Raw genomic sequence first — 3,706 nt, 5'->3', positions numbered from 1 at the left:
ATCCTGCAGCGAGGCTGCGCCCGAGCTGGGCGACCTGAGCTGGGGCATTCCGCAGCGTAACCGCTCCGCCATATCCGCCCTCTTTACAGCCATTGAGTCATATAGGATTATTATCCTAGATGCGGCGATGCTCGGAGGGATCGCAATGGTCAGGCGCAAAAAACCCAGGCAGCTATCCGGTTCGGATTTGGAGCTCTTCCTGCAGGCGGCGGAGGCGCTGCACAAGAGCATCGTCGGCCCGCTGATCTCGCCGCAATGCGATCACTACCGCTCGCTCCAGCTTTTGCATGAGGCGCTGTTGAAGACGTGCGAGAGGTCACCGGCAAGGAAGTGGCGTTCATCCGGTGGAACGGGACGGGGCCGGTGAAGTAGGCCTAGTGAACGAGCCGCCTCGAAGCGGCCAGAGCCGCTTCCATGTCAGCGGCATTGACGATCCCTCTGACGAAAAGCACCATCATCAGCCGGGCGACATCGTTACGCTCGGCGTCGGCGGAAATGCCATAGTCGTGGCAATGCTTCGTCAATGCCTGGGTCAGCATGTGACGATCGTCCGAACTGATGTAAGTCGAGGAAGCCGGCGCGCCTCGGTCGATTTGGCCGGGATTAGCCTCGACGACCGTGCCGTTCTCTACGCCCTTTTTGCGGATTACCCGCAGTCCTGGCTGCAAGGAGGTGGAGGCTGGCGCGTCCTTCTGGCGACTCCAGTGTCGTGAGCGCATGACTCTCTTCTTCCTCAGTCGGGGGAAAGCGCGATCTACTCTTCCAAGCGTCCGTGTGCCTCGGTTGGGTGCGGACGACTGGTGTTAACCGCTAGCGGGCGGCTTTGGTTCCGTGGGGCGTCGGGTACGAGCCTACCGCACCGCCGAGCTATTGCGGCGACGCGTATTGGCTCCCAGCCCGGGACGAGGTCGGTGACGCCGCCGCCTCCGAGCATTCACTCGGCCATGGCCCTGCGGCGTTTTGAAAACAACCGGCGCAACGCCACTTCGTCTGAGATGCCGTTCTCGAACGCTTGGATGACTTCGTTGGCAAGCTGCTCCCTCTGTTCCCGGTCCTTAAGGGCCAGACGGCGCTCGCTGCAAAGCTGGTCAAAAACGTTCTGGATGATCTCCAGATCGACAGGCGTGAATATGCTGCTGTATTTTTTGAAAGCCATGACGCTTTCCTCCCCCACCCGGGCGAAAGCGTGATCTGCTCTTTCAAGCATCCGCTTGCCTCGGTCGGGTGCGGATGACGAAGTTAATTGTATTCCTGCAATGTCACGTTAGCGAGTCGATTCGGCGTCGAACCGAATAGCCCGGTTTCGCACGGAGTGACAGGGTTTAGGGAACCGGGCTATCCAGCAAGCCCGCTGCCATCTGAAGGATGGGTGGCAACGGGATTTTGGGACCTGACTAAACGCACGACCCGTTGCACGGTTCCCCGACATTGGGTCTTGCTGGCGGGCTTTTTCGACCCCCTCTGAAACCCTTCGACCGTGGCCCGAGCGCCAGGTCTAAGCCTCGAGCCATTTCGCCCGGGGCTGGGGAACGCTGCTGCTTCGCAAAACCCAATCCAGCACGCGCGGGTCGACATCGTTTTTGCCGGTAAGCCTGCGGATCAAAAACGCGGCGTGGGCCACCCATTTATCTTCAGGAATTCCGTCTTCGATGACCGATTTTACGAAGGCACACCGAAGGACCTCGCAGTCGGATGAGGAGACACCTCGCCGGTTCATGATGCAAATCCTCCGAATGCTCCGCAAACGAGGCTTGATGTCTTTTCGTTCCGGCAGCGGACTGCAGTCGCAAGCCTGCTGCGACTGAAGTCGCAGCGACAACAGCAAAGGGCTGGAGGCGGCAACCAACAAACTGCCAATACATTGATGCGGGGCCGCCGATTATTTCGACCCCCTCCGTCGTCGGTCATCCTGGGTGCCTGCCATGCTTACCTTTCGAACATGGTGGGCGCCTGGCTTTGCCAACAGCAAGCGGCGTTTGACAGCGAGGCGAATGTGACCCTTGTCCAGAGCAGAGCGGACCTACCTGACATCGCAGGTCGGCTCGCCAACGACGCTCCCACCCCTGATGATTTTTCGATCCTTGATCTCATTTCGAGTGACGATGATGCCGCTGACCTTGCCAAGCAGCGAACGGAGCGCCTTGGCAATGTCGTGGTTGTCATAATGGCTGTCTGCTTGATCTTTCCACTGGCGATTTGCTTTGCGCTGGCGATCAGGGCGGTCTCGTAAGAACGCCACGGGGACAGGCCAGTGAACTAGTGGACAAGCCTAGACGCGGCCAGAGCCAACTTCATGTCAGCGGCATCATCTATCCCGCTGACGAAGAGCACCACCATAAGCCGCGCGACATCATCTCGTTCGGCGTCGGCGGAAATGCCAAAGTCGTGGCAATGGTCCGTCAATGCCTGGATCAGCATGTCGAGATCATCCGATTTGACACAGGTCGGGGAAGCCATACGCGAGCTCCGTCATCCTGAGGGCGGCGCGTGGAGAACATTACCTTCCGCGCCACGGCGGAAGTAGCTGGTCCTACCGCGATCCCACTTCACCTTTATTGTTTGGTCGGTGGTAGCGACCACAATCCCACGCTCGGTAGTGTCCTTGCGGATTACCCGTTGTCCTAGCTGCAAGGTGGCGGAAGCTGGTGCGTCCACAGACGGACGCGCGCGTTCTGAAAAGCGCATGACGCTCTCCTTCCCTGGGGCGAAAGCGCGATGGACTCTTCCAAGCGTCCGCGTGCCGCTGCCTGGTGCGGACGACTGGTATCAACCACCCTCGGTAGCTTTGGTTCCGTCGGGTGCGGCGGGAACCGGGCCTACCGCGCCGCCGAGCTACTGCCGGCGACGCGGATATCTCTAAGTTTGAAAACGCGATCGGCCTGTGCTCTTGGGCGCCGGCCAATCTGCGTCGGCCCTCGCTCGCATCAACAGCCTTCGGTCGTCGTTTTCAACTGGCCTGGAGCAGCCGTCTTTGCATCGGTATCCTGCTGCCCCGGAGCCGCCTGCTTGGCACTGCCGGTCTGCTGGCCGGGCGCGCAATCCTTCGCCGAATTCGGATTGGTGTCGCTCGTGGTGGTCGAGTCTGTACCCTGATTGGTGGTGCTCGGCATCGTTGTCGTCGTCGTGGTTGTCGTGGAAGATCCGCTCGTGGTGCTGGTTGACTGCGCAATGGCAAGCCCAGTGGACAGGGCCAAGATAGGTAACGCGAAAAGTAGCCGGTTCATCGTTGTCTCCTTACGAGGCGGTCCCTTCGATTTCCAAAAGAGGAAAACACGCGAACGGTTCCCGAAAAGCCCGAGGGATCGTGTGTGGCGGCCAGGTTCTGGGCTCGGGTCTGCCGGCTCGCCCCGGTATGGGCGCAAAGAAGCGGCGAATATAGGAAAACGGCGCGGATAGGCAGATGTGATACTGGCTGTCTTATTCGGGCGAGGCCCATGCACCAAGCTCATAGAGGTTGCAGAGCACTCTTGACGACAAAAGCCCTCAAACCCATATCGCCGCTGGGCCAGGGATACTGCCGTAGGTCTCGGCCCTCCTGACACTCAATTGTTCGTTCGATTTGGAGGATCTTATGAACGACCGGATGTTCGACAGCCGTGTTTACGTCAAGAGCGGAAAGAGCCTGATCCAGGAAATCGCATGCATCGAGGACGCCCTGGAATTTCTCTACGAATGGCCGAAAAATAGGCGCGGCCCGATTTACGAC

At 59.5% G+C, this 3,706-nt stretch carries 6 protein-coding genes and 1 pseudogene; 1 reads left to right on the top strand and 6 read right to left on the bottom strand.

Annotation, left to right across the window (positions count from 1 at the left end):
* Nucleotides 1–367 (top strand): annotated as a pseudogene (locus tag EN781_RS36040) (hypothetical protein); the annotation flags it as partial.
* Nucleotides 368–374: 7 nt separating this feature from the next.
* Here EN781_RS36040 and EN781_RS28390 read toward each other — a convergent pair.
* The 6 genes from EN781_RS28390 to EN781_RS28365 all read right to left on the bottom strand — a co-directional run bounded on the left by EN781_RS28390 (nt 375) and on the right by EN781_RS28365 (nt 3,224).
* Entirely contained in the window at nt 375–719 is a 345-nt protein-coding gene (locus tag EN781_RS28390) for a hypothetical protein (RefSeq protein ID WP_126055233.1), read from the bottom strand.
* A 215-nt stretch (nt 720–934) separates the two neighbouring features.
* Nucleotides 935–1,207: a hypothetical protein gene (locus EN781_RS28385; protein WP_210213507.1), complete on the bottom strand. Its 273-nt coding sequence runs from the start codon at nt 1,205–1,207 to the stop codon at nt 935–937.
* Between the two features lie 288 nt (nt 1,208–1,495).
* Nucleotides 1,496–1,717, bottom strand: a complete 222-nt coding sequence (locus EN781_RS34915; protein WP_210213506.1) for a hypothetical protein — start codon at nt 1,715–1,717, stop codon at nt 1,496–1,498.
* Nucleotides 1,718–2,020: 303 nt separating this feature from the next.
* Nucleotides 2,021–2,239, bottom strand: coding sequence for a hypothetical protein (locus EN781_RS34020; RefSeq protein ID WP_126055232.1), 219 nt, complete (start codon nt 2,237–2,239; stop codon nt 2,021–2,023).
* Between the two features lie 17 nt (nt 2,240–2,256).
* Nucleotides 2,257–2,457 (bottom strand): hypothetical protein, encoded by a 201-nt coding sequence (locus EN781_RS28375; protein ID WP_126055231.1) that lies wholly within the window; start codon nt 2,455–2,457, stop codon nt 2,257–2,259.
* A 467-nt stretch (nt 2,458–2,924) separates the two neighbouring features.
* A complete protein-coding gene (locus EN781_RS28365) occupies nt 2,925–3,224 on the bottom strand; it encodes a hypothetical protein (RefSeq protein WP_126055229.1) in 300 nt (99 codons plus the stop codon).
* Between the last annotated feature and the right edge of the window lie 482 nt (nt 3,225–3,706).

The organism is Mesorhizobium sp. M4A.F.Ca.ET.090.04.2.1, assembly GCF_003999085.1.
Taxonomy (GTDB): Bacteria; Pseudomonadota; Alphaproteobacteria; order Rhizobiales; family Rhizobiaceae; genus Mesorhizobium.
This window is presented reverse-complemented; position numbering and strand designations above follow the sequence as displayed.